Source organism: Acidobacteriota bacterium, assembly GCA_018001935.1.
Lineage (GTDB): Bacteria > Acidobacteriota > JAAYUB01 > JAAYUB01 > JAAYUB01 > JAGNHB01.
The window spans coordinates 1-21,231 of the sequence record JAGNHB010000003.1 but is presented as its reverse complement, the minus strand read 5'-3'; the positions used below and the strand labels follow the sequence as shown (position 1 = coordinate 21,231).

Here is a 21,231-nt window from a genome sequence, read left to right as displayed (position 1 = left end):
AATCGTCCCCCTTTTCCGTTACAATTGCCTCTGCAACGTCAGGGCGGGAGGAAACCGGGGATGAAGTGGCGGGACGCGTCGAAACTGGCCTGGGCGGACCTGAACCAGTCGCGGCTGCGGTCGGCGCTGACCGTGCTGGGCGTCATGGTGGGGATCGCGTCCCTGATCTGCATGTTCGCCTTCGGCCTGGGGATGCAGAAGATCAGCACCGAGCACGTCACCCGGAACAATGCCCGTAACGTCATCACCGCCTTCTCCCTGCCCGTTGTTGCGGATGAGCCCGGCGAGCAGCCGGCCGTTCCGCCTCCCCCCCTGGACGACCCGACGGTCGCCCGGATTCGCGCCATGGACGGCGTGTCCTCCGTCACCCCCGTCATCAGTTTCCCCGCCCGGGCCGAGGGGCCCAAGGGGATGATCCGCCTCTTCGGACGCACGTTCTCGGTGCCGGAGGACCTCCGGGGGGAACGCTTCGTACTCGCGGCCGGGAGCTTCTTTTCCACCAACGCGGACGAAGCCGTCATCGTTCACCCGGATCTCCTCCCGCGACTGGGTCTCCCCCGCGAGCCGTCTGCGGCGGTCGGGTGCCGGGTCAAGCTCCGGCTGACCTCCCCGGCCCGCCTGGCGGCCATGATGCTCTCCCGTGGCACGCCTGGCCCGGTGGAGGACGAGGTGGTCTTCTCGGTGGCGGGTGTCCTGAAAAAGGACGAGACGATTTTCGAGAACCCCTTGAGGAAAACCGACATCCTCCTTCCCCTGGACACCGCCCGGCGACTGGGCCTCCACCAGCTCAACGCCCTGGGCGGCCTGGGAAGGATATCGGGCGGCAGTCTTTACACGATGCTGGAGATCAACGTCGGGGACCCGGCCCGGCTTCCCGCGATTCAGGCCCAGGTGGAGAGGTTGGGGTTGCGCGCCGTTTCCCTCAACTCGATCCTGAAGGAAATGAATGTCTTCTTCCTCATTTTCAACAGCATCCTGGGGGCCGTGGGGAGCATCGCCCTGGTGGTGGCGGGGATCGGCATCGTCAACACCATGATCATTGCCGTCCTGGAGCGCCGGAAGGACATCGGCATCATGAAGTCGGTGGGCGCCTCCCGGGGCGACATCCGCAAACAGTTCTTCATGGCGGCCGCGTGGATCGGTTTCGCGGGGGGCGCCCTGGGCGAACTGCTCGGGTGGGGTGTCGCGTCGGTGGTCAACCTCGTGGCCCTTCACTTCATCCGGCAACAGGGCCCGGCCCCCGACACCCTCTTCCACTACCCGGCCTGGCTGATCGCGGGCTGTGTCGTTTTCGCGGTCCTGGTGGCGCTGGTTTCAGCCCTGTACCCGGCGTCGCGGGCGGCCCGCCTCAACCCCGTGGACGCGTTGAGGTACGAGTGAGGAAAGGACGAAGGGACCCTAACGACCGGAAGGACCAACAGGACGACGGAAAAGGGATCGTCACGGGGAAAAGAGGTTCCGGGCTGTGCGTTGAACCGCGCCGCAACGGCCGCAAGGCTCGATCCCTCTGTCTCCGGGGCCGACCCCCCCTTGTGAGCGCAGGCTCCAGAGGTCCCCGGCAAACCCGGTTGCACGCCATCGGCCCCCTCACCGGATTGCTGCTGTCATTTATCCTCGTGCTGTCGATCGGGGCGCTTCCCGTCTTTACCCTCGGGACCGCGGCAGGGGACACTCAGTCGACAGGGGACACTCAAACCCCGCCGACATCAACGGCCGGGGACACTCAATCGACCGGGGACGCTCAAAACCCGCCACCCTCGGGGATCCCGGTCGGGGAAACCCTGACCTGGCGGATCCGCTGGAAACCCTCGGCCCTCGTCCCCTCCCTGGACCTGGGGGAGGTGCGCTGCCGCTGCGCCGGGCCCGCCGCGTTCAACGGGGAAACCCTCCTGCGGACGGAGATGACGGCCCGGCTCCAGTCCAGCCTGTTCGGGCTGTCCGTCACGTCGAGCCTGGAAGCCTTCCACCGGGGGGACGGCGCCGGCTCCGTGCACACCCGCAACCTGCTGAAGGAAGGGGACGTCACCTCCCAGCAGACGGTGTTCTACTACCCCGCCGAGGCCGTGCTGTGGATGCGGGAGCACGCCACCCGGGCCCGGGGGCTCCCGTCCCCCTACGCGGCCCGGAACGAGCTGCACCGGGGCGTGCCGGGCGTCCTCCTGGACCCCGCGGCGCTCGTCCACCGGCTGCGGACCCTCCCGCTCCCCGCGGGGGAGCCCGCGCGGGTGGACGCCGTCTACTTCGCCCGGGTGCGGCACGTCACCGTGCGGCCCGGGGAACGGGAACGGGTGAAAGCGCCCGCGATGGAGGCGGAGGCGATTCACTACCGCCTGGAGAACTTCATCGGCCCCGACGGCGACCGGGACTGGGACGTTCACGTGTGGGCCACCGCGGACGCCCTTCGCGTGCCCTTGCGGCTCCGCGCGAAGGTGCGGATGGGGAGCGTGGAGGCCGAACTGGTGAAACGGGAGGTGCTGGACACCTCGATCCTTCCCCCGAAGCTCGACTGGCTGCGGACACCCCCGGACCGCGTGCCCCCGCTGTCGGAGGCGCTGGCAGCCCGGCGATCGCCCCCGGGCGTCACCCCGGGCGAGATGGCGCCCGTCCCCGGGGGGACCTTCGACTGGGGGAGCGGGTCGGTCCGCCCCGGGGAGAAGCGCCGCCCCGTGACGGTGGACGCCTTCCAGATGGACCGCTACGAGGTCACCAACGCCCAGTACCGGCGGTTCATGGAGGCGACGGGCCACCGGGCGCCCGACGTCATGCCCTTCGAGTTCTACCGGAAGACCTTCAACTGGTCCGCGGATTCCTACGCCGAGTACCTGCGCCTGGCGGAGCCCTTCCGCTGGAAGGACGGCCGCTGCCCGGCGGGCCGGGAGGACTGCCCCGTGGTGCTGGTCTCGTGGGAGGACGCCCGGGCCTACGCCCGCTGGGCCGGCAGGCGGCTCCCGACGGAGGCGGAATGGGAGTGGGCGGCCCGGGGGGGCCTCGCCGGCGCGGACTACCCCTGGGGCGACGCCATCGACCCGTCCCGGGCGGCCACGTCCGAGTCGCCCTTCCCGGGGCCCTTCCCCGTCGGGTCGCACCCGGCCGGGGTCAACGGCTTCGGATTGCACGACATGGCCGGGAACGCGGGCGAGTGGACCGAGGACACCTGGTCGAAGAACCCGGTGTCCGGCGGCGAGCGCAACCCCGTGGCGAAAGGCGGCGGCAGGGACAAGGTGTTCCGGGGGGGGAGCTGGCAGCACGGGATCCGGGACGCCGCCGTCTGGCGCCGGGACTCGGCCGCCGCCAACGTCACCTATCTCACCGTGGGCATCCGCTGCGCGAAGTAGAGCTGCCGTTCACCGGGCTTGCATCCCGTTCGGTCCTCGGTTATGCTCGAAGACGAACACCGTGTTTCGCTGCCGGAGGCCGGCGTGCTCAAGCCCCATGACCGGATCGGCCCCTACACCATCCTGCGGCGCCTCGGGAAAGGCGGCTTCGGCGAGGTCTGGCTCGCCGAGAAGCGGACCCCCCTGGCCGTGACCGAGTTCGCCCTGAAACTGCCGCTGGAGGAGTGCTGCGACCTCGGGCAGATCCGGCGGGAGGCGGAGATCTGGAAACGCGCGGGCGGGCACCCCAACGTGCTGCCCATCATCGAGGCGGACATCTACGACGACCGGGTGGTCATCGTCAGCGAGTACGCCATGGACGGCTCCCTCGCCGACTGGCTCCGCAAGTACGGCGGGCGCGCCCCCAGCGTCGAGGCGGCGGTGGAGATGACCCTCGGCATCCTCGCGGGGCTGGCCCACCTCCACGCCCGGGGCATCCTCCACCGGGACCTCAAGCCCTCCAACATCCTCCTGCAGGGCGACGTACCCCGCATCGTGGATTTCGGCCTCGCCCGGGTGCTGCGTGCGAGCCAGCAGAGCGCCACCGTCAGCGGGACCCTCCACTTCATGGCGCCGGAGGCCTTCCAGGGCACCCGTTCGGAAGCGACGGAGATCTGGTCCGCCGGGGTCCTCCTGCACCTTCTCCTCTGCGGACGGCTCCCCTTCCCCCAGGAGGACCCGGCGACCCTGATGCACGCCATCCTGTTCGGGGTGCCCGAAACCCTGCCCGACGGGGTGCCCGGCCCGGTCCGGGCCGTTGTCCGCCAAGCGCTGGAGCGCGACCCCTCCCGGCGCTTCCGGGGTGCCCGGGCCATGCGCAAGGCCCTGGAGGCCGCCCGGGACGCGTCGCTGCGCCCCGGGCATCGACACCTGCCCACCGGGGGCCACACGCCGGCGGCGGAGACCGATGCCGCCACCGAAACACTCTCCAGCGTCGCTTTTCCCCCGTCGCCGCCCACCCCCCCGACCCGGACCGACATCCTTCCCGCGGCCCGGGCCGGCGGGCCCCGGACCGTTTCCCCGCCCTCCAACGCGTTCACCACCTTCCTTCCCGCGCCCGCCCCACCGGTCGGGGGGACGGCGCTCCCCTTCGTCCCTGGCGCGGGGACCGGGACCGCGCCGGCGAGAAAACGCCGGTTCCTGGCGTGGATCCTGACGCTCACCGGCATCGGGATGGTGGCAGGGTTGGTCTTCCTGGTGGTCTATCTCGCAAACCTCGAGAAGAAGGGCACCCCGGCCCCGGGAGCCCCGTCCGCCGGAGCGTCGTCGACGGGTTCACCGGGCGGGGGCGGCACCGGCGCCGGCCCGGTGAAACCGGGGGTCTTCCAGGACATCGCCGGCACGGTCGGGCCGGACGGGAAGGAGATCATCCTGGAGTTCACCAACTCCCTGAAGATGACCTTCGTCCGCATCCCCCCCGGCACGTTCCGGATGGGCGCCGTCGAATCCGACGCCGCAACCCCGCACCGGGTCACCTTCGCGGAACCTTTCTATATCCAGACCAGCGAGGTCACCCAGGCCCAGTGGAAGGCCGTCATGGGCTCCAACCCCTCGTTTTTCCAGGACGACCGTCTCCCGGTGGAGAGCGTCTCGTGGGACGACGCCCAGGCGTTCATCCGAATGCTCAACCGCCGAAACGAGGGGCTGTACCGTCTCCCCACCGAGGCCGAGTGGGAGTACGCCTGCCGGGCCGGGACCACGGCCTATTTCTACGGTCAACTCCGGGAGATCGGGTGGTTCGAGGACAACGCCGGGAACACCGCCCACCCCGTGAAGACGAAAAAGCCCAACCCCTGGGGACTGTATGACATGTCGGGGAACGTCTGGGAGTGGTGCGAGGACGTGTGGCACCCGGAACTCACGGGTTTGGCGCCGACCCACGGGAACGCCTGGACCCGGGACGGAGACCCGTCCAGACGGGTGATCAAGGGCGGCGGCTGGGACAGCCTCGACGCCTACTGCCGCACCGTCCACCGCGCCGCCTTCGGCAAGGACTGGCGGAACCGGTCGGTGGGCCTCCGGCTCGCCGTGACGGTCCGGTTCTGAAGCGAACAGCTCTATCTCTCCGGAATTATTGAGGTGGACACCGCACTCGATCTTGGTGAGACCCGTGTCCCCGTTGGGGACAAACATTTGTGGTAAAAGCGGTTCCTGATGATTTTTCCCCGCGCGCCGCCGGCCGGGATCTTGCGGCGGGGTACGATTTCCACACGGCGGCGCGCGGGGAGACTTCGCAACCGATGTTCAACCCCTGCCAGGGTTGGGTGCTCATTCTATCTTTCTCCATCTCGAAGCCGCAACCCGACCCCTGCATTATGTCTCACTGATTCCGCAAGAGTTGCGCTTGAAACAACTATGTCCAACAGATATAAAAAGGGTTAGATGGTACCTGGCACCCGATTGCTGGTGGTCGAGAAAATCGCTGTAATACCGAATAGCCGCCCTGGTTGGCAGTGGGACGATCCTCACCTCGTCAGGGTCTTCAGGGAAGCTGAAATCCCACCAGACTTCAGAATCAACTGGGACGGCAATCTTCCGGTCAACGCGCCGAGGTGTCATGACCCAACTCAAGACCTTTTCTTTCCTGGGGTAAAGCGATTCAGCAATGGCCAGCAAGTCGGCTTCCAGCGGGGAATGCGAAAACCGGCTGATCCTTTTTGAAAGATGTCGAACTGATTTTTTGTGGTTATGAATTGAAATGGCCAGGTCTGACTGGCTGATGTAGTATCCGGGCACGAGGATTTGCTGTGCAGAAACGGTGGCGGCCATGGTTGCCAGGATGCAAACAAATATCCGGAGTCCTCCAATGAAAAGTTGGAAAGCAGGTTTTCCGAATCGTTGAAAGAATGGCATAGACCTCGCTGTTCCACCCGTCGGTGCATGCGTATTCTGCGCCTTCTCCGCATTCAGCGTGTTCTGCGGTTCAGAACAGTAACCGGACGAACTTCCCCAGCATGTAGAGGCCGAAGCAGGTGAAGGCGATGCCGCACGTGAGCCGGATTTTGCCCCCGGCGTTGCTGAAGTGGGCCCGCCGCTTGGTCATGAAGCGCCCCAGCTCGGACAGCCAGGTGAACACGCCGGCGCCGAAACCGAGGATGAAGATGATGTTGGTGACGGGGTGCGGGACGAGGGCCTTCACCGAGTAGAGGAAGTCGGTGACGGCGATCATGGCCAGGATGAAGAAGGGGTTGGACAGCGAGATGACCAGGCCGGTCCAGAAATGCCCCTCCAGGACCTCTTCGGGGGTGGGCTCGTGGGGCTTCCGGACGGGCGTCTTCTTGAAGAAGAGGTAGTAGACCCCCAGGATGATCAGGAACGCCGCGCCCCCCACGCTGAAGATGACCTTGATCCAGAAGAGGAGGCTGGCGGAGACCTGGTACAGAAGGACCAGCACCAGGTAGCCCATATCGCCGCAGACGGCCCCCAGGATCAGGCGGATGGCGGACGCACGGTGGTTGTGAACGCTCTTCTCGAAGATGGCGAAGTTGATGGGCCCCGGGGGAATGGCGATGATGAACCCCGTGAGGAAGCCGATGGCCGCCGCGATGAGGTTGGTCTGGACGTCCGCGACTGCAGGCACTAGTCCTCCGGCGTGAAGTATCCCTTGCGATAAGACAGCTTGAGGCGTTTTCCCCTGAGGGTGATCTTGATCTTGCGGAACTTCCCGTCCCGGGCCTGGTCGGCCGGTTCGTAGGCCATGTTGTACTGGTGCGCAATGTCCTTCATGATGATATCGAAGGTCTCCTGGAGGGCTTCGCGGGTGGGCTCGGGGGAGAAGAACCGGCCGCCGGTCTCCTTGCAGAAGTTCTGCAGGACGCCGAAGTCCGACGGGAACATCCCGGACCGGACCCCGATGCCGTAGATCAGCGCGTCCACCCGCTGGGCTGCTTTGATGGCCGTCTCCTTCTTTACTTTCGAGGAGGTGTCGGCGCCGTCCGAGAGGATCAGGATCACCTTCCGCCCCGCCTCCTTCGACAGTTTTTCCTCCGCCGCCAGATAGACGGCGTCGTAGAGGGAGGTCTCCCCGCCGGGCTTGAGCTTGTCCAGCGCCCGGTCCAGTCGGTCCGGGTTGTCGGTGAAGTCCTGGACCAGGACCACTTCCGAGTGGAACTCGATGAGGGCCCCGACGTCCTTGTTGGGCCGGAGGATCTTGCGGAAGAAGATGGACGCCGTGGCGATCTCCTGGCTCAGCTTGTCCTTGACGGAGCCGCTGGTGTCCACCAAGACGGCGATGGTGAGCGGGATCTCCTGGGTCTGGCTAAGGTTGCGGAAGTAGAGGATCTCCTGCTTCTTCCCGTCCTCGGTGATCTCGAAGTCCTCCGCCTTGAGGTCGGCGGCGTAGTCCCCGCCGGAGGTGGCGGAGACGAAAAGGTTGACCAGGAATACCTTTGCCCGGATGATGGTATCGTCGGGCGGGTCCTCGCCCCCGGGGGCGGCGGTCAACGGCAGGGCCCCCGCCAGGGCCCACCAAGCCAGGAGGACCGCGAGCGCCCGAACCCGGCCGGAAGAACTTCCCCCGAAGCAGCCTCCGCTCATTCGCACCTCCGTCCCGTCACTCGCACAGCGCCTTGACGCGGCGGGTCACCGCGTCCCAGCAGACCGCGCAGAAGGGTTTGGCTCCCTTGGTGAACATGATGCAGTCCAGCATGGACCGGTACATTCCCTTCGCGGTGTAGCCGGCTCCCTCGAAGGCGCCGACGACGCCCCACGCCTTGCAGGCCTGCAGATAGGCGTCGGTCCGGTCGGAGTTCTCCTTCGAGAGCCGCTCGGATTCCTCCTGGATCTTTGTCACCTCGGCCGCCGGGGCGCCGGAGCGCTTCAGGGAGGCGATCTTCTCGTTGAGTTCCTTGCGCCTGGCCTGGTAGGCGAGGTCGCGCCGGTCGAACTCGTCCTTCTCCCAGGGCGTGGGGACCTCCGTCCCCTTCTGGACCAGGTGCTTCCACTTCAGCTCCCCCGGCTGGAGGAGGGCGGTGATGTTGGGCTCCAGCGGCTCGACGCCCTTCGGGTAGAAGTCGTTGTAAGCGGTGCTCGAGGTGTAGTACTCGTCCGCCAGCCCCGCGAAGGAGTGGCCGAACTCGTGGAGCAACAGGTAGGGGAACCACTGGTTGTCGGAGGTGAAGGTGCAGTACTGGTTGTAAATGCCGCCGCCGCCGTAGCGGGCGTGGTTGACCATGATGCACAGGGTGTCGTAGGGGACGTTCCCGGCGAGGTCGTGAAGCCGGCGGTTCTGCTCGGTGAGGAGGTAGCGCTCGCTGTCCAGGGAGTCGAAGGTGCACCCGAGGGCCGTCTGGCGGTAGACGCCGTGGCTCGGCTCGTCGCAGCCGGACTGCTGGGAGGGCCGGAAGACGCCCCGCACGTTGAAGGACTTCATCAGGCCCTTGAACGGTTCCTGGGAGAAGAACACCTTCATCCACCGGTCCAGGTCCTTCCGGAACTTGGGGGCCTCCGCGGCGGTGTAGCCCTCGGCGATGACGGCGATGTCCACCTTTCTCGAGGGGTCTCCCGAGACCAGGGCGTCGATGACGGTCACGCCCTTTTCAGGGGGCTTGCGGAGCACCCAGATGGAGCCGGGGTCGATCTCCGTGGTGAAGACGGGTTTGAGGGTCTGGTCCTTCTGGCGGACCTCCAGGACCATCCGGACCTTCGCTTTCGGGAAGGGGAACCGGACGGTCTCCTGGAAGGTCGCCGAGATGCCCTTCGACGCCGGCTCGGTGGTGCGGTACTCCCCGAAATACGAGTCGTAACCGTGGGAGAAGAGAAGCTCGCCGGACGCCGCGTCGTAGACCTTGACATAGTGCCGCCCGAGGTTGAACGTGTCCACCCGGTGGGTGCGGCTGCCCGGCCAGGGGCCCTCGACCAGCAGGCGGTCCACCGTGAACATCTCCTCGGTGGCGTTGCCGGTGTGGTAGAGGTCGACGCGGAGCGTGTCGCCGGTGAAGAAAGCGTCGTAACCGCCTCCCGCCAGTGCCAGGGAAAGCGCGCACAGTGCCGTGATCATGTTCACCCCCGTTCTCAGTTCGTGGAATCGTCGGCGGGGAAGGCCCCGGACCTGCCCCTCGCGCGCTGCGACATCACCAGGCTCTTTGTCTTCAGCAGGATGCTGCGGGCCTGGGGCATCAGGTCGATGGCTTTCAGGAGGAGTTCGTCGCCTTCCGCCCGGATCTTGAAGCCCTCCAGGACACCGTAGAGCCGGGTGGCCACTTCCGCCTTGATGCCGCGGCGGACGAACTCCAGGTTGGCGTTGAAGTCCTCCTCGCTGAAGCTCACCTTGATGCTCTCGATGTAGTCCCGGAAATCCTTCACCACGGCGTCGTTGATCTCCAGGTGGTTTCCCTTGGTCTTGCTCAATTCCTGGAAGGGGATGGAAGGGAACTTGCCCTGGACCGCCAGGTTGGCGAACTTGAAGAAGACGTCCTTGGAGACGAGGGTCAGCTCGAAGCGGTTGAGCTTTCTCGCTTTCTGCTCGACGTCCGGGATGATGCCGCCGCCGCCGTAGACCTTCCGCTTGCCGAGGGTGTACTTGACGTCGGCTTCCGAGACCGGGACGTTCTTTCGTTTCCGGGGGTTGTAGTAGTCGTAGAGCGAGCCGTTGTAGGGGCGCTGGACGCAGCGGCCGCTGGGCGTGTAGTAGCGGCCGGTGGTGAGGGCCAGCCCCGAGCCGTCGGTGAGCTTGTAGACGGACTGGACCAGGCCCTTGCCGAAACTCCGCTCCCCGAGGATCAAACCGCGGTCGTTGTCCTGGACCGCACCCGCCACGATCTCGGAGGCGCTGGCGGAGTTCCCGTTCTGCAGCACCACCACGGGGAGCTTCACGTTGCCGCCGGACTTGGCGGTGTAATTTTCCTCGTTGCTGCCGTCGCGGTCCCGGGTGGTCACGATGGGGGCGTCCTGGTGGAGGAACTCCTGCGAGACCCGGATCGCCTGGTCGAGGTAGCCGCCGGGGTTGTCCCGGAGGTCGAGGATGAGCCCCTCGAGATTGTCTTCGTCCAGGTTGCCGAGGGCGTCCCGAAGCTCCTGCCAGGTGCTCCGGGAGAAGTGCTCGACCTTGACGTACCCGATGCCCGGGCGAATCCGGTAATAGAAATTGATGGTGAGCTTGGGGATCTCGTCCCGGGTCACGTCGATCTCCAGGGGCCTGGCCTCGCCGGGTCGCAGGACCGTGATGTGCACCTGGGTCCCCTTGGGCCCTTTCAGGTGGTCGATGACGTCGTCGACGTCCCACTCGTCGATGGATTCGCCGTTGACCTTGTAGATGACGTCCCCGGCCTGGAGGCCGACCTTGAAGGCCGGGGTCCCGGGGAAGGGGGGCTCGAGGATCACGATGCGGCCCGACCCCCGGGTCAGGGCGCGGATGCGGATCCCCAGGCCGAAGTAGCGGCCGGAGTTGTCTTCCTGCAGCTCGTTGTACTCTTTCGGCGTGAAGAAGTTGCTGTGCGGGTCGAGTTGCTGGAGGAACTGCCGGATGGCGCTGTAGACCAGCTCGGAGCGTTCCCCGATGGGGATGGCGTTCCGGTTGATGTTCTCCATGAGAACGCTGAACTTCTTGAACAGGAAGTCCTTGTCCTGGTTGATCCGGGACTCGCCGACGGCCTTCCCGCCCAGGACCCCCCCGGCCAGGGTGGACAGCACCATCAGCACGACAGCCAGCACTCCGAGATGTTTCCGCATGGTTTCCTCTCAATCGCGTATCGCAGCGGGCCGCCCCCGCGGGCCGGCCTCGCCCCGGGTCACTTCCCGTCGACCAGCCGGCCGACGAGCTTTTCCAGCCTTCCGGAGCTGGGGTTGTACCCCACCTCGATCTTCCGGATCTTCCCCTCCCGGTCGATCAGGACCTGGCAGGGGATCCCCGAAACGTTGAAGTTGTCGTGGATGACCCCGCCCTTCCCGACCGCAACGTACCAGGGGAGCCCGGTCTCCTTGACGTAGTTGGCGATGTACTTGTACTCGATCTCCGGGTTCTCGATCCGGGGGATGTTCTTCTGTGCGTCCCGGTAGAACCCGTAGAACCGGGTGATGCCCACAACCTCGAACCCCCGCTCGTGGTACTTCTCGTAGATTTTCTTCAGGTCGGGCAGCGACGCCCGGCAGGGGCCGCACCAGGGGGCCCAGAAATCCAGGAGGACGACCTTCCCCTTCAGGCTTGCGAGGGAGGTCTTCGGCTCACCGATCCAGCGATCAATGTCCAGTTCCTTCGGTACGGTCCCGATGGACGCGATCTGCTTTTTCTTCGTCCCCAACTCGGCGACCGCCCGTTCGTCCGAGAGCCGCTTGGCGATCTGCTCGTCCAGGAAGAGGACGGCCTGGTCCTTCCGGCCCGCTTCCAGGAGGTTGTCGGCCACCATTTCCACGATCACGGAGCGGTAGTCCTCGGGGATCTTCCTGAGAAGGCTCAGGCGAAGGTAGACGGCGGCCTTGGAGTGTTCCTCGGCCTCGGCGAAGGCCTGGCCGAGGTTGACGCAGATGCGGCCCGACTTCTCCTCGTCGATCTGGGCGATGAACCGGTTGAACAGATTTTCGGCCTCAAGCGGTCGCTTGAGGGAGAGCAGCGACATGATCAGGTCCGTGGCCGCCTTGGTGTTGGCGGGGTCCGCCTCGAGGCACTCCTCGAAGAGGCCCACCGCCCTGGCATGGTCGCCGGAGAGCTGCAGGAGATGGGCGATGGCCGCCTTCTGTGCAAGGGTGGCGGTCTCGGGGGACGGGGCCATTTTCATCAGGGCGGCCAGGGACTCGGACTGCCAGTGCTGGAAAGCCTGGAATTCCTGCTGGGACTTGATCTGGATGGATTTCTCCTCCCACTTTGCGTTGAAGTCCGTATAGGCCTGGTCGAAAGTCGGCGGGCTCTCCGTCGCCTGCGACGGGACGAAGGTCAACATGAGCAGGTAAAACAGCAAACCCGTGAGGGTCCCGGGTCTCATCGCATTCTCCTCCGCCGATAGAATACCCAAAGGCCGGTCGCCGCCATCCAGACGACCCATTCCCCCCAGTTCAGGGACCTCACGGTCCCCCAGACGAACGCCGGCAGGATTCCGGGGGTTTTCCAGGAGTCCGCCGGGTAAGCCGTGTCGCGGACCACCGGGATCGCTCCCTGGACTCCCCCCGAAACGAGCCGCTCCCGGATGGCTTCATCCAGGCGGCCGGAAGGCAGTGACCGCCAGCCCGGCAGGTGAACGACGGTCCACGCCAGGCTGGCGGACCCGTATCCGTGCGTGTCGGTGGCGGCGGTCAGGAAGAGCCCCCGCCTCCGGGCGAAATCCACGACGACGGATCGCCGGTCCCGGGGGAAATCGAGGGACTGCGGCGCGCCCGTCGCCATCTCGAAACCGTGGATCCCCGCCGCGACGAACCCGGGCACGGAGGCCCAAGAATAGTCATTATACTCCGGCAGGGAAGCGATCGCCAAAACGTTTTTCCGGGCGGCCAGTTGACGGAGCAGCGCGAAGACCTGCCCCGGGGAGTCGCAGTGGGGCTCCGGGTCGATCCAGTCGGTGTTGCCGATCACCACCAGGTGCAGCTTGTAGAGGCTGAGCTCCTCCCCCGGCAGGAACACGAGCCCGTCTCCGGCCCGGGCGGGGTTGAGGGCCTTCGCCCGGAAAGCGGCGTTGACGATGTCGTGGTCGGTGATGTACACGGCGTGGAAACCCGCCCGGGTGTGCCACCGCCGGGACGTTTCCGGGTCGAACCACGGGAGGCCGTCGCGGGAGGCCGAGGTGTGGGAGTGGAAGTCCACCACCAGGTCGTCCGGGTCCGCGGACCGCAGGGCCGCCATGGGGCGGGGGAGGAAGGCGCAGAGGATCAGCGCCCAGGCGTAAAGGGTCCAGAAGAAGCACATCCCCAGCAGGACCCGGGCCCACCGGCGGCGGTATCGCAGGAAGAGGAACGCGAGGGTCAGCGCGGCAAGGCTCCCGGCCAGCACAACGTGCTGGTTCCGGCTGAGGAACGTGAGGTTGTCCAGGATTTCCAGGGGGGGGGACAGCAGCACGTACAGCAGCGGCTTCTCGAGGTAGAGCCGATCAGGCCGGGTTTCGTCCGCCGCGTTGGTCAACCCCGTGGAGGGAAAGAACCGTCCTGCCAGGAGGAGGAGGGCGAGCAGCAGGCCGAAGCGCGCGGCGGGGGACTTCAACGGTCCGTCCTCGGGCTACGGCGCGGCCGGGGAGGCGGACAACACCTTCACGTAGATCAGTTTGGAGTCGCCGGGCCGGTAGAAATCCTCGAGGGTGGCCTCGAGGCGGTATCCCCGGCGTTCGTAGAAAGCGTGGGTGGGCCGGTAGAGGTCACGGGAGGAGGTCTCGATGTAGACCCGTCGCCCGCCCGCGTGGCGGATGCGTTCTTCCGACTCGGCCAGCAGGCTTTTCCCGATCCCGCCGCCGCGTTCGGTCCCGCGGACGGCGATCCAGTAAAGGTCGTAGCTTTCCGCGGTGCCGGCGATGGGCCCGTAGCAGGTGTAACCGAGAACCTCCCCCCCGGGGCCCGTGGCGAAGACGAAGTGATAGTCGCTCGCCTCGCCGCGGTCGAGGCGTTCCTGGACGAGTTCGACGGCGATGTCGATCTCGTCGGGGTAGAAAAAGCCCGTGGAGTCCACCAGGACGCGTACGGATACCGGGTCCGAGGGGAGCACGGCGTCGCGGAAGGTTGTCCCCCGGCTCGCCATCACGCCTCCGGGCCGGCTGGGGGCGGTTCCACCGTCGCTTCGTCGAGAAGCATGATGGGGATGTCGTCCCGAACGGGGTAGACGCGGCGGCAAACGGCGCAGCGCAGGCCGTTGCCGTCTTCCGTCGGTTTCACTTCCGTCTTGCATTCCGGACAGGCCAGGATTTCCAGCAGTTCCTTGGATACCGCCATGATTCACCCCTTCAGTGATCCACGGGCTTTCGCTTGTGCCCGAGTTTGTTCTCCGTTCCCTTCAACAGGCGGACAATGTTGGCGTGGTGCATTGAAACGATCAGGACGGCGCTGCAGACACCGATCCAGATCACCGACATGTGGCCGTCGCCGTAGCCCCACAACCATCCCCACAGCGGGAAGAGCGCCGTCGCCAGGATCGACCCCAGTGAGACGTAGCGGGTGACGAGGATGGCCAGCACGAAAACCACCAGGGTGGTCAGCGTGCCCAGGGGCATCAGGGCCAGGTAGGCGCCGCAGCCGGCCGCGACGCCCTTGCCGCCCTTGAACCTCAGGAAAACCGTGAAGATGTGGCCGAAGACGACGGCGAAGCCCGCGATGGACACCCACATCCAGTAGTCCGGGTCGGCCGGGTCGAGGACCCATTTCGCGAGGAGAACCGCCAGGGCCCCTTTCCCGCCGTCCAGCAGGAGGGTCAGGATTCCCTGCCACTTCTTTCCCGAGCGCATCACGTTCGTGGCGCCGATGTTCCCGCTGCCCGTCTGGCGGATGTCCTTGCCCTCGGCGATGCGGTAGATCACGAGGCCGAAGGGGATGCAGCCGAGGAGGTAGGCGGCGGCGGTGAGGATCAGTTTGACCGTCATGGGGTGGGACCTCCCAGCGGGACTCGCTGAAGGATGGTGTACTCGGCCCCCGAAGGTTTGAGGACGCTTTGGAAAAGCACGAACTCGGTGGCGGTCCACTCGCCCAGGACGATGTCCTTGCGCTCCCGAAGCCGGTCGAGGGCCCGGGAGATCGAGTGGGTGTCCCGCACCCGGCCCAGGGTCAGGTGCGGGGAAAACCGACGCTCTTCCGGCGGGAACCCGAGGGGTTCCAGGGCGGTCTCGAGGTACTCGTGAAGGGCGGCCAGGGCTCTGGGCAGGGGGTCGAGCCCCACCCAGATCACCCGCGGGTCGGCCCACCGGGGGAACACCCCGGTGCCCGCGGCACGGATTCCGAAAGCCGGGGGGACGCGGAGGCCGGAGAGGGTTTTCTGCAGTGCGGGGAGGAGACCGTTGTCGATCTCGCCCAGGAACTTCACCGTGCAGTGAATGTTCTCCGGCTTCACCCAGGAGACGCCGCGGGGGGCCAGGGCCGACAGTTCCCCCTGGAACCGGGCGATCTCCGCTTCCACTGGTTTCGGAAGCTCGACGGCGATGAACAATCTCATGAAACCCCTTGAAGGCCCCAAGATAGCGAAGCGTATTATACGCCCCTCCAGTGAAAATTCAACCGGTGAAACCGGGGAAGGTGAAGAGACGTTTCCGCCATCTCGCAAAGCCCGGAAATGCCGGGCGGCGGCACCCTCGAGGGCCCTCGAGCGCGCGTGCAGGACCAGCGAGCGCAGGACACCCAATCAGAACGAGCGCAGCAGTGAGCGCAGGACACTCAATCATTGGGCGGTATGGATTTCTTTCACTTTCTATGCTTTGGTGAGCGTTCGCATCGTCTCGGCGGCCTGTCGGGAGGGAGCATCGCTTGAAGGGCAGGGGCACCGTGTGAAGCCGTCGGGAACAACCAGGATGGGGACCGCCTGAAAAACACCCCGTACCTGCACGCCGTATAAAGGTTGACGGGGCGGTCTGCTGCCCGGCACCCTGGATTCGAGAGCGGTACATATCCCGGGGAGCGGGCCGCCCTGATGGGGAGAGGCCGGTATGCGAAAACTCCTCCACTCAGGAATCCTGCCCTTGGTCGCCACGGGGTTGTTGACCCTGTTTCAGGGTTTCGACGGCGTCCATGCCGACGAAGGGGATGGGGCGGTAGAAGCAGAGATCCTGGAACTGGCCAACGCGGAGCGGCGACAGGCCGGGTTGACGCCGCTCATCCGGGAGCAGGGGCTATCGGCCCTGGCCCGCCAGCACTCAGAATCCATGGCGGCGGGAGGGTTCTTCGCCCATATCGACCGGGAGGGTCTCGACGCCGACGGCCGGCGACGGACCTACGACCCGGGGCTCTTCACCGTCGCTTACGCGGAGAACATCGTCGCCGTAAGCTGGGAGGACCCGCACCGGACGGCCCTGGACTGCGTCCGATGCTGGATGGCCTCCGGAGGGCATCGCCGGAATCTCCTCGACCCGAAATTCACCCACACCGGGGTCGGCGTCGCCCGCGGAACGGACGGCCGCCTGCGGGCCACCCAGGTTTTCGCCCGCCCCCTGGCGCGCCTGGTGGGCTGCTTTCCCGCCCGACCCCGCCCGGGGCATACGCTGAGACTCGATTTCACCTACCTCGGGCCGCCCTCCGATCGGGATCGAATCCGGGTGGCGGTCATCTTTCCGGATCCCCGCGTGCGGTTTCCTCTGCCGAAAGGCATGTACAGCCTCGGGGTCGGGTACTTCAGTCCCCGGTGGGCCGGTGACCGTTTCACCGTTGCCGTGCCCTGTCGGTACGGTACCGGGAACTACCAGGTGGCCCTGGGCTTTCCCGAGCGCCGCTACCCGGCGTTCTACACCATTCCCGTGAAATGAAGGCGGGGTTCGAACGGGCCAGGAGAACATCTGGGCGAGTCTTCGAACACCCGGCCGGGAGATTGGATACCGGGGAGACCCTTTCAGCCCGCGCAGTGTGAGATTGAGTGCAGCCCAAGGCGAAGGGCGCTGCGCTCCGGGCTGCACTCAGCTTTCCCCTCGATTTTCGACCTGGTACGACGTTGTAAACGATTGCGTCGTCAGCGTGCCTTGCGTTCTTTCCCCTCCCGGGCGTCCTCCGCGAGGAAGAACCGGCGACGGAGGGCCTGCAGGCCGAAGAGGGCCGCGGCTCCCAGCAGCCCGGCCATGACGGCGGCCCACCAGGTCGCGCCTTCCACCACGTGGATCTCGTAGAAACGGTTCAGGAACCCTGGCAGCCCGGTATCCGTTATCCCCAGCGTCAGGACGACGTAAAACCCGATCATCCCCGCGGCGTAGACGGTGTAGAGGCGCAACCCGTCCCGCCCGCTCCCCAGCGCCACCACCAGGAAGTTGGCCACCGCCGCCGCCACCAGCACCGTCAGCATGACCATCTGGGCGTCCTCGGCCCGGAGGGTCGGGTCGGCGTGGCCGAAGGCCAGGCGCATCACCGCCCACCGGGCGAGGTAAGCGCTCCCCACCAGGCAGAGGGCCGACACCGCCACGTACGACACGATCTCCTGCATGAAGCGGGGCGGCCGGAAATTGTTCCGGTTGCGGAATGCGATGATGAAGGCCGGCAGTCCGATGGCGAAGATGTTGATGAGGGAGACGCGCCGGGGCGTCAGGGGGAACTCCAGCAGGAAGAGCACGGAGAGAAGCGTCAGGTATATCACCATGAAATTCTTGGTGAGGAAGAGTTTGGCCACGGAACCCACGGTGTTGACGATCCGGTTTCCCTCGTCGAAAATCCGGGGGAGCAGGGAAAAACTGTTCTTGAGCAGGACGATGTCCGACACCTCGCGGGTGATGGCGCTCCCCTCCTCCATGGCGATGCCCATGTGAGCCTCCTTGATGGCGGGGAGGTCGTTCACCCCGTCGCCCACCATGGCGGTGTAGAGCTTCCGTCGCCGGAGTTCCCGGAGGATCCGGAGCTTGTGGTCGGGTTTGAGGCGGGCGAAGATCTTCCGGTTTATGACCGCTTGGCCGAAAGCTCCCGCGTCCATGGCCTCCAGGTCGTCGCCGGATACCGTCTCCTCGGGGGCGATCTCCCAGCCGATGTCACGGCAGACGGCCCGCACGGCCGGGGCCGAGTCCCCCGACAGGATCTTCAGGGCGATGCCCTTGTCCTCGAACCACTTCAGTGCATCGTAGACATCCGTTCGAATCCGGTCGGTGATGCAGACGATGGCCAGGGGCTCGAGAACAAAGGGACACTCATTTCGTGCCGCGTCCAGGGCAGCCCGGTCCGGCAGGCGTCCCAGGAGCAGGTTGCGGTAGACCTCGAGCCCGCGCTCCGCGTAGACAACGGTGAGGCGAGGTTCCCATGCCGGTCCGGCCCTGCGGGAAAGGATGTCGAATCCCCCCAGCACGAGGGTGGTTTCGGTATCCCCGGAGCGGAAAGCCTGGGCGCTGAACTTCCGCTCGGAGCTGAATGGCAGTTCGTCGGCCAGGACGGCGCCGGTGTAGGCTGCGGCTGTATCCAGAGCCCGGATGGTGGCGTTCTGCTCTGTGGACAGTCGAGCGTAAGTGGCGAGCAACCCGGTGATGTCGGCTTCGTCCACGCCCTCGGCCACGGGGATGACGAACTTGACCGAGAGCCTGTTCTCCGTCAGGGTCCCCGTCTTGTCGGTGCAGATTACCTGGACGTTGGAGAAGGACTCCACCGCGTTGAGTTTCTGGACGATGGCCCCTACCTTGCTGATCCGGTATACCCCGATGGCGAAGGTGGCAGAGGCGGTCAGGACCAGGCCCTGGGGTACCAGAGAGGAGAGGACGGTGGCGAGCTTCCGGATGAAATCCGTGTCCGGGTTGTCCCAGAAGAGGTCCAGGGCCCGGGCCGGGAAGGATCCACCGTCCAGACGTGCCACGCGGAACAGGACCTCAAGCACCACCAGGGCGAGGGCCGTGCCGAACAGCGCCTTGACCAGGAAGTTGAGCTGCCGCTGGAGCGGAGTCAGGATATGCTTGTGAGCTTTGGCGGAGAGCGTGACTGTGGCGGCGAAGCTGGTGTTGCCCACCCTGTCCGCTCGATAAAAGCCAGCGCCGGCCGTGCAGAAGCTCCCCGAGAGCACGGTTTCCCCGACCTTCTTGAGGATTGGCTTGGACTCTCCCGTCAACAGCGACTCATCGATCTCCAGGTGGGAGGCCTCCAGGACCTTGCCGTCCACGACCGCCTGATCGCCACGGGTGAGCTGGAGCACGTCTCCCTGGACCACCTCCGCCTGGGGGACGACCTCCAGGCGACCGTCCCGCACCGCCCGCACCTCGCGCCGCAGCAACAGGTTGACCTTGTCGAGGGCCCGCTTGGCCCTGATTTCCTGACCGACCGCGATGATGGTGTTGAGCAGCGCCACCATCAGAACACCCACCGTGTCCCATGCCAAGCGGGGATCACCTGTGCGCATCCAGTAGAGCAGGAGGAAGCCCACGATCAGGCCGATGATGAAGTTGAAAAGGGAGAAAATATTTTCGGTGAAAATCCGCGCCATGGACCGGGTTTTGGCCTCGACCCGATTGGACAGGCCCGCCGCCGAACGCCTGAGAACTTCTTCCCCCGACAGCCCGGCAGGCAGCTCAGCAGCCATGGTCAGCCTCACGGCGCCCGGAGCTGTTGACGACGTTCTGGAGCGCATCCAGTGGGAGCGACGCAGCTTGGGTGTCCTGTGACGGTTGGTTCCTGAGTGGGTGTCCTGTATCGGATGGTTCGACGGTCATGGGGCGGCTCCTGGCTTGTGATCGGCAGTAAAGTGCTAATCATTGATGACTTGAGGTTTCTTCTGCTCGGCTGTGTTCGGTGGTTGTGGCCAGATGGACTGGAAAAGCGAGAACAACTCCGTTCGGGCCTTCTTGACGGGCTCCGAGAGCGGTGCGAAATCGCTGGTCGGCCCGATATTAATGCCCAGGAAGTGGAAAGATGTCTTCGGCATGCTTTCCGCGAGGGCGGAGATGATGAGGGAAAGGGGTACCGAGTGAGTCGTGTGGCAGAACGAGTCGAGGGCGTCAACCGGGTGAAGTGACCAACTACCGGTGGGAATGCTGTCTATCCGGACTGCGTCCACCATCAGAACGAGTCCTGCACCGGCGGTCCGGATCGTGACGGAAGCGTTTTCAATGGCAATACCGGCATCGAGTCCATCTAGCCCTTCCAGTTTGGCTTGAGCAACATCCCGAGCGACCAGGCAGCCGATCCCGTCGTCTCCTCGCAATTCGTTGCCGATGCCGACAACCAGAACCTTGTCCCCCTTCCGATGTGCTGTTGTGAGGACTTCCCTCAATCCGCCCGTGTCAATCACCATGCTTCCGTCTCCCTGCATTCACTTCTCTAATCCCGTCTGCCGGGCATTGTAGCACACCTCATCCGGCATCAACCCTCCCTCGATCTAAAGACCCGGATGCGGGAGAACTTACAACCCGGTTCGGAGGGGGGATGCGAACGCTCAACAGACTCTCCCTGGCCCTATCGGCTTGCGATTTCTGCAGGGCGGTTCCATTTAGAAATTTGTTCAGAATTTTCTACGTCCGTTCGGGCCTGAGGAAGAGCCGGCGGCAGGCGGCGACGCCCTGGAACCACTTGAGGCCGGCGGCGCGGGCCAGCTCCGCAAGGCGGCCGGCGCAGCCCACCACCCGGCGGAAGCGGCGCTCGTAGCCCTGAACCGACGCCAGCCACTCCGACGCGTCCAGCGACAGCCGCTCCAGGATCGGCGCCAGCTCAGCCGGGATCGCCCCCGCCTTGTCCGGGCGCACCACGCGGCCCACCGCGTCCAGCACCCGGAAGTACTCCGCCGCCGTCAGCGTAGCGAAGACCCCCTTGCGGCCGCCCGCGCCGTTCAGCGGGGCCAGCCATGACGCCCGCGCCTGCGCCCGCGCCGCCTCTGCCACGGCCGCCGCCAGCACCTCCGGCGGGATCCCTTCCGCTTCCGCCGCCGCCAGAAGCTCCGGTGGGATTGCCGCCCCATCCGTAGTTGCCGCCGGTTCCTCCGCCGAGGCCCCCGCCCCTTCGCCGCTCACTGCCGGCGCCTCCGCCGAGACCTCCGCCCCTTTGCCGCTCACTGCCGGCGCCTCCACCGAGACCTCCGCCCCCTCCCCGGTCGTCGCCGTCGTCTCCGCCGAGACTCCCGCCGCTTTCGGGACGGTCGTCAGAAGGTCCGCCGCGGCTCCGGTCGCCTTTGCGATCATGGCCAGCACCTCCGCCGAGGCCCCGGGCGCACCCGGCGGGCGTGCCATTTCCGCCACCCGCAGCGCCATCGCCAGCCGCGTCTCCGCCGCCAGCGCGTCCAGCCGCTCCCACGCCGACGTGTGCACGCTCTCCTCCGGCGTCCGCGAGAGCCCCGCCCGCACCGGGTTCAGCTCCACGTACGCCATGCACG

17 protein-coding genes are annotated in these 21,231 nt (G+C 66.1%); 4 read left to right on the top strand and 13 right to left on the bottom strand.

Annotated elements, in window-relative coordinates:
• The first annotated feature begins 60 nt into the window (after positions 1-60).
• The 3 genes from KA419_02030 to KA419_02020 all read left to right on the top strand — a co-directional run bounded on the left by KA419_02030 (position 61) and on the right by KA419_02020 (position 5,420).
• Positions 61-1,380 (top strand): ABC transporter permease, encoded by a 1,320-nt coding sequence (locus KA419_02030; GenBank protein MBP7864701.1) that lies wholly within the window; start codon positions 61-63, stop codon positions 1,378-1,380.
• 188 nt (positions 1,381-1,568) lie between these two features.
• Positions 1,569-3,335 (top strand): SUMF1/EgtB/PvdO family nonheme iron enzyme, encoded by a 1,767-nt coding sequence (locus tag KA419_02025; protein MBP7864700.1) that lies wholly within the window; start codon positions 1,569-1,571, stop codon positions 3,333-3,335.
• Positions 3,336-3,419: 84 nt separating this feature from the next.
• Positions 3,420-5,420, top strand: a complete 2,001-nt coding sequence (locus KA419_02020; GenBank protein MBP7864699.1) for an SUMF1/EgtB/PvdO family nonheme iron enzyme — start codon at positions 3,420-3,422, stop codon at positions 5,418-5,420.
• Positions 5,421-6,297: 877 nt separating this feature from the next.
• On the opposite strand, the gene KA419_02015 is transcribed toward KA419_02020, so the two are convergent.
• Genes KA419_02015 through thpR form a run of 10 tightly spaced genes read right to left on the bottom strand, consistent with a single transcriptional unit; the run spans position 6,298 to position 15,423 of the window.
• Positions 6,298-6,954 carry a LysE family transporter gene (locus KA419_02015; GenBank protein MBP7864698.1) on the bottom strand — a complete coding sequence of 219 codons (657 nt, stop codon included), beginning with the start codon at positions 6,952-6,954 and terminating at the stop codon, positions 6,298-6,300.
• Positions 6,954-7,910: a VWA domain-containing protein gene (locus tag KA419_02010; protein ID MBP7864697.1), complete on the bottom strand. Its 957-nt coding sequence runs from the start codon at positions 7,908-7,910 to the stop codon at positions 6,954-6,956. The genes KA419_02015 and KA419_02010 overlap by 1 nt, the downstream gene beginning before the upstream one ends.
• A 16-nt stretch (positions 7,911-7,926) precedes the next feature.
• Entirely contained in the window at positions 7,927-9,372 is a 1,446-nt protein-coding gene (locus KA419_02005) for a peptidase M64 (GenBank protein MBP7864696.1), read from the bottom strand.
• 14 nt (positions 9,373-9,386) lie between these two features.
• Complete coding sequence (locus KA419_02000; protein MBP7864695.1) at positions 9,387-11,042, bottom strand: S41 family peptidase; 1,656 nt, start codon at positions 11,040-11,042, stop codon at positions 9,387-9,389.
• 59 nt (positions 11,043-11,101) lie between these two features.
• The gene (locus KA419_01995) at positions 11,102-12,289 is read right to left on the bottom strand and encodes a redoxin family protein (GenBank protein MBP7864694.1); all 1,188 of its coding nucleotides are present in this window, start codon (positions 12,287-12,289) and stop codon (positions 11,102-11,104) included.
• Positions 12,286-13,494, bottom strand: coding sequence for a hypothetical protein (locus tag KA419_01990; GenBank protein ID MBP7864693.1), 1,209 nt, complete (start codon positions 13,492-13,494; stop codon positions 12,286-12,288). The genes KA419_01995 and KA419_01990 overlap by 4 nt, the downstream gene beginning before the upstream one ends.
• Positions 13,495-13,509: 15 nt before the next feature.
• Complete coding sequence (locus KA419_01985) at positions 13,510-14,022, bottom strand: GNAT family N-acetyltransferase (protein ID MBP7864692.1); 513 nt, start codon at positions 14,020-14,022, stop codon at positions 13,510-13,512.
• A complete protein-coding gene (locus KA419_01980) occupies positions 14,022-14,213 on the bottom strand; it encodes a Trm112 family protein (protein ID MBP7864691.1) in 192 nt (63 codons plus the stop codon). Before KA419_01980 ends, KA419_01985 begins: the two co-directional genes overlap by 1 nt.
• Positions 14,214-14,224: 11 nt before the next feature.
• Entirely contained in the window at positions 14,225-14,857 is a 633-nt protein-coding gene (gene plsY, locus KA419_01975; GenBank protein MBP7864690.1) for a glycerol-3-phosphate 1-O-acyltransferase PlsY, read from the bottom strand.
• The gene (gene thpR / locus KA419_01970; protein MBP7864689.1) at positions 14,854-15,423 is read right to left on the bottom strand and encodes an RNA 2',3'-cyclic phosphodiesterase; all 570 of its coding nucleotides are present in this window, start codon (positions 15,421-15,423) and stop codon (positions 14,854-14,856) included. The genes plsY and thpR overlap by 4 nt, the downstream gene beginning before the upstream one ends.
• A 487-nt stretch (positions 15,424-15,910) precedes the next feature.
• Here thpR and KA419_01965 point away from each other — a divergent pair, with 487 nt between their 5' ends.
• A complete protein-coding gene (locus KA419_01965; protein ID MBP7864688.1) occupies positions 15,911-16,723 on the top strand; it encodes a CAP domain-containing protein in 813 nt (270 codons plus the stop codon).
• Between the two features lie 200 nt (positions 16,724-16,923).
• Here KA419_01965 and KA419_01960 read toward each other — a convergent pair whose 3' ends face one another.
• The 3 genes from KA419_01960 to KA419_01950 all read right to left on the bottom strand — a co-directional run.
• A complete protein-coding gene (locus KA419_01960; GenBank protein MBP7864687.1) occupies positions 16,924-19,449 on the bottom strand; it encodes an HAD-IC family P-type ATPase in 2,526 nt (841 codons plus the stop codon).
• 165 nt (positions 19,450-19,614) lie between these two features.
• Complete coding sequence (locus KA419_01955; GenBank protein ID MBP7864686.1) at positions 19,615-20,160, bottom strand: hydrogenase maturation protease; 546 nt, start codon at positions 20,158-20,160, stop codon at positions 19,615-19,617.
• A 217-nt stretch (positions 20,161-20,377) separates the two neighbouring features.
• Positions 20,378-21,231: hypothetical protein (locus tag KA419_01950; GenBank protein ID MBP7864685.1), on the bottom strand; the 854-nt coding region annotated here is incomplete at its 5' end.

Excerpts from the sequence above, each read along its gene's own strand:
- KA419_01985 (MBP7864692.1), bottom strand. The coding sequence starts at position 14,022 with ATGGCGAGCCGGGGGACAACCTTCCGCGACGCCGTGCTCCCCTCGGAC.
- KA419_01980 (MBP7864691.1), bottom strand. The coding sequence starts at position 14,213 with ATGGCGGTATCCAAGGAACTGCTGGAAATCCTGGCCTGTCCGGAATGC.
- KA419_01995 (MBP7864694.1), bottom strand. The coding sequence starts at position 12,289 with ATGAGACCCGGGACCCTCACGGGTTTGCTGTTTTACCTGCTCATGTTG.
- KA419_02005 (MBP7864696.1), bottom strand. The coding sequence starts at position 9,372 with ATGATCACGGCACTGTGCGCGCTTTCCCTGGCACTGGCGGGAGGCGGT.
- KA419_02010 (MBP7864697.1), bottom strand. The coding sequence starts at position 7,910 with ATGAGCGGAGGCTGCTTCGGGGGAAGTTCTTCCGGCCGGGTTCGGGCG.
- KA419_02000 (MBP7864695.1), bottom strand. The coding sequence starts at position 11,042 with ATGCGGAAACATCTCGGAGTGCTGGCTGTCGTGCTGATGGTGCTGTCC.
- KA419_01965 (MBP7864688.1), top strand. The coding sequence starts at position 15,911 with ATGCGAAAACTCCTCCACTCAGGAATCCTGCCCTTGGTCGCCACGGGG.
- thpR (MBP7864689.1), bottom strand. The coding sequence starts at position 15,423 with ATGAGATTGTTCATCGCCGTCGAGCTTCCGAAACCAGTGGAAGCGGAG.
- KA419_01955 (MBP7864686.1), bottom strand. The coding sequence starts at position 20,160 with ATGGTGATTGACACGGGCGGATTGAGGGAAGTCCTCACAACAGCACAT.
- KA419_01960 (MBP7864687.1), bottom strand. The coding sequence starts at position 19,449 with ATGGCTGCTGAGCTGCCTGCCGGGCTGTCGGGGGAAGAAGTTCTCAGG.
- plsY (MBP7864690.1), bottom strand. The coding sequence starts at position 14,857 with ATGACGGTCAAACTGATCCTCACCGCCGCCGCCTACCTCCTCGGCTGC.
- KA419_02030 (MBP7864701.1), top strand. The coding sequence starts at position 61 with ATGAAGTGGCGGGACGCGTCGAAACTGGCCTGGGCGGACCTGAACCAG.